2 protein-coding genes and 1 pseudogene are annotated in these 3,329 nt (G+C 41.1%); all 3 read right to left on the reverse strand.

Translation table 11 applies throughout. The features are described 5' to 3' along the window. Positions 1 to 563: pseudogene (locus tag Q0L68_RS18435) on the reverse strand (BatD family protein); the annotation flags it as partial. Then, the gene (locus Q0L68_RS18440; protein WP_296705723.1) at positions 547 to 2,220 is read right to left on the reverse strand and encodes a VWA domain-containing protein; all 1,674 of its coding nucleotides are present in this window, start codon (positions 2,218 to 2,220) and stop codon (positions 547 to 549) included. The gene Q0L68_RS18440 and the pseudogene Q0L68_RS18435, both read right to left, overlap by 17 nt. A gap of 34 nt (positions 2,221 to 2,254) precedes the next feature. Next, on the reverse strand, positions 2,255 to 3,268 hold the full coding sequence (locus Q0L68_RS18445; protein WP_296705724.1) for a VWA domain-containing protein: 1,014 nt from the start codon (positions 3,266 to 3,268) through the stop codon (positions 2,255 to 2,257). Between the last annotated feature and the right edge of the window lie 61 nt (positions 3,269 to 3,329).

A 3,329-nucleotide genomic window follows, 5' to 3' on the forward strand; every position in this document is an offset into this window, starting at 1 on the left:
GTTCCGGCAGCAGTTCTAGTAATGGTTCTTTCCAATACGTCGCCAACTTTAACCTTTGTCTTGTCGCCAGTCCAGCGTTCGGTTACACTTAATCCATTGGCCACCAACCATTCATTTTCAGTAAACTTCGAAGGAATAGGTTTGACTTTTATCGTTTTTTCTTGTGTTTTGACGATATGCTTTTTGCCTTTATATTCCCCAACCGCCGGCGATTCCACTTGAATATTCAAGGCAGGAAAAGTAATATCCTTATCAGAGTAAGGGAATACATGATAGATCAGCTGCACGCCGGCAAAAGTTTGATTGCTTTCTGTTAAGGAAACCGAAACCGGTCTAAAATAGACTGAAAAAGCTCCATTTACTTTTATATTACCCAAATCCAAACCAGTTGTAAACCAGGTAGAAGTGTAGACAGAAATCGAAACCTGAACAGGTTGTCCCACATAGGTGCTGCTACGATCCACAGAAACTTGCGAGAACAGCTTTTGGGCCTGCGTTTCTAAAGATAAAAACAACAGAATTAGCGTCATGCAAACCGAAAATACCTTACCAATTCCTCTCATTAGCTTTTGGTTTTAGGCTATTCTTTTTTACTTGAAATTCAAACTTTCGCTTCAAAAAAAGCGATGGATCATCATCCACTTTTCGCATCAGCACTTTACTATTATCCTGTTGCATTTTCGCATTAATATCTTCGGGGACTTCATCAAGTTCTTTTCCTTTTCGTATGTCCGTATTTACCGTTTCTTCCAGTCTCTGCTTTTCCATATCCTCTTTCGTAGCTTCCTGACCTCCACCTCCTAGATCTTCAGGGCTGTCGTTTTGGATATTATTCGCCTGATCCGTTTGCTCTGCTTCTTGTGCATCTTCGGGATCAACTTCATTTACCCCAGCAGCTAATTGCTCCATCATCTGTTGATTTTGTAGTGCTTGGTCCATAGTTGGATCGAGTTCCACTGCTTCTTGAAATGCCCCTTTTGCTGCCACAAAATTCCCGTTTTGATAATATGCCAAACCCAAATTATATGCGCCGTATGCAGAACTATCATTTTGGAATTCCTGAATTGCGGCTTCATAATCGCCTGCTTTGAAATAGGCAACTCCTTTACGAAGCGGATCTTCGAATCTCTCCGCAGCAGCCCTATAATCTCCAACATTGAGGAGTTTTTGACCCTGAAAATCCTTTGTGTACCAAAGATCCTCAAATGTCTGTTCTCCAGAACAAGAAGAAAATAGAATCAAGACCAATCCATAAAGCACCCAGCCTTTTCGAAACCAAAGTAACAACAAAACTGCCATCGGGATAATCAATAGAAATCCAGCATCTCGCCAATCATCTTTCTTTTCTTCAGGTTTTTCAGTGAAAATCAGATTCTTTTTAATTGCATTGCTGATCAATTCCACGTCACTCTTATCCAGCGTCAGCCGATTCACCATCACACGATCAAGTGAATTCAATTTCCCTAAAACTGCTTCATTTAGTGCTGACACAATAACTTTTCCGTCTTTATCTTTAATTGTACCACGCCCATTTACATTCGGAACTTCTGAGCCAGAAGGTGTATTGATAGGTAAAATCTCTACGTTATTTTGGGAATTTTGAACAAAGGCACTGATCAAATCAAACTCAGCATTTTCTATATCATCTGATAAAATCAAAACTGTTCCAGGAGCATCCGTCACTGACATCAGGGTATCTGCCAATGCTAAAGCATCGGATAAATTAGATCCAGGAAAAGGCATCACATCAGGACTCAAACCATCGATATGACTCGAAATAATATCATAGTCCCGGGTTAATGGCACGATAGTATGTGCCGTTCCGGAAAAGCCAATCAAAGCTGTTCTTGCTTGCGGATTCTCTTGTAGAAGATCACTGATTTTAAATTTAGCACGCTCCAAACGATTTGGCTGTAAATCGGTGGCCAGCATACTTTGGGACAAATCTAAAATCAACACCAGCGGAGTTTCCAGTTTTTGTCCTGGTACTTCCACTTTTTTCCAAGTTGGCCCTGCCAAACCCAAAACCCCCAAACTCAATGCGAAAAATCCTATAAGCTGCATCCAGACTTTTACACGCTCATTTCCTTTCTGAATCACAAATGGCCTCAGGTGAGGAGCTATCATTTCCTTCCAAGTCACTTCCTGCCGAATACTCAGCAGGCCAATGATTAGGATCAAAATCACAGGCACAAATCCCCATAAAAAAATAGGTCTCAAAAATTGGAATTGATTCCAGTCTATTGGAAATAACTCATCCAATATAAGCCTCCTTTCTATTTTGTCGAGAATTTCGAATCAACTGAAATAGACTTTGGAAAAACATTAAAATCAATAATAAGCCCAAAGCCGCACCCAAAGGATAATAGTAAAGCAAGGTAGTTGGACGGTTTTCCTCCTCTTCATATTCTATTGGCTCTAGCTTATCCACCTCAGCATAAATTTCCTCAAGTCTATCCTCGTCCTTTGCCAAGAAATATTGCCCGCCAGTTATTTCTGCTATGTCAATTAGCGTCTTTTCATCCAGATCAGCACCGGCACTTGAAGGATCTCCGATTCCAATTGTATAAATCATTATCGAATCCTGCCTGGCAAGGTCAGCCGCGTCAAGTGGCAAAATATCCAAACCAGCATCCACTCCATCTGTCAGTAGAAGCATAACTTTCGTTTCTATCGTATCCTTGTCAAATAACTCAACTCCCTTTGTGATCGCCTTTCCAATATAGGTCATCTGTCCAGCCATCCCCACATCTGCTTCTTCTAAAAGCTGATCCACTGTCTGCAAATCTGGAGTAAATGGAGCCTGAATGTATGCGCTGCTCCCAAAAAATATTAAGCCCATTCTATCTCCTTCTCTTTTTTGAATAAACTCATGCATCAAAGCTTTCACAGCATCCCATCGGCGAACTTTCTCACCCTCGATCTCCCAATCTTTTTGCGCCATACTAAATGAAATATCTGCAGCAATCAGAAAATTACGGGAGGTCTTTACCTTCATTTCTGGTTCCCCAACTAACTGTGGAGACGATAAAGTAGCCAAAATCAATATCCATACTAGCATCATACCAATCCAGTTGAGAATACTCCTACGTCTGACGAATGCGGATTTTCGTGGCTTTTCTCCTGTATAATCAAAAACCTTCGCATAAGTTGGCAGGCGCAATGAGGCAGATCGAATACGTAGTGAAGGAAGAATCCAATAGACCAGGAATGGCAACGGTAGCAGGAAAAAGACCCAAAGGTGCGCTATTTCAAAGTTTGCTGGCATGTGTCTTTATCCATTTTTGGGCATGAGACATAATTTCTTTTTGCACTTGGGCATCAGGTAA

It is taken from the genome of Algoriphagus sp. (genome assembly GCF_024642405.1).
In the GTDB taxonomy this organism is placed as follows: Bacteria; Bacteroidota; Bacteroidia; order Cytophagales; family Cyclobacteriaceae; genus Algoriphagus.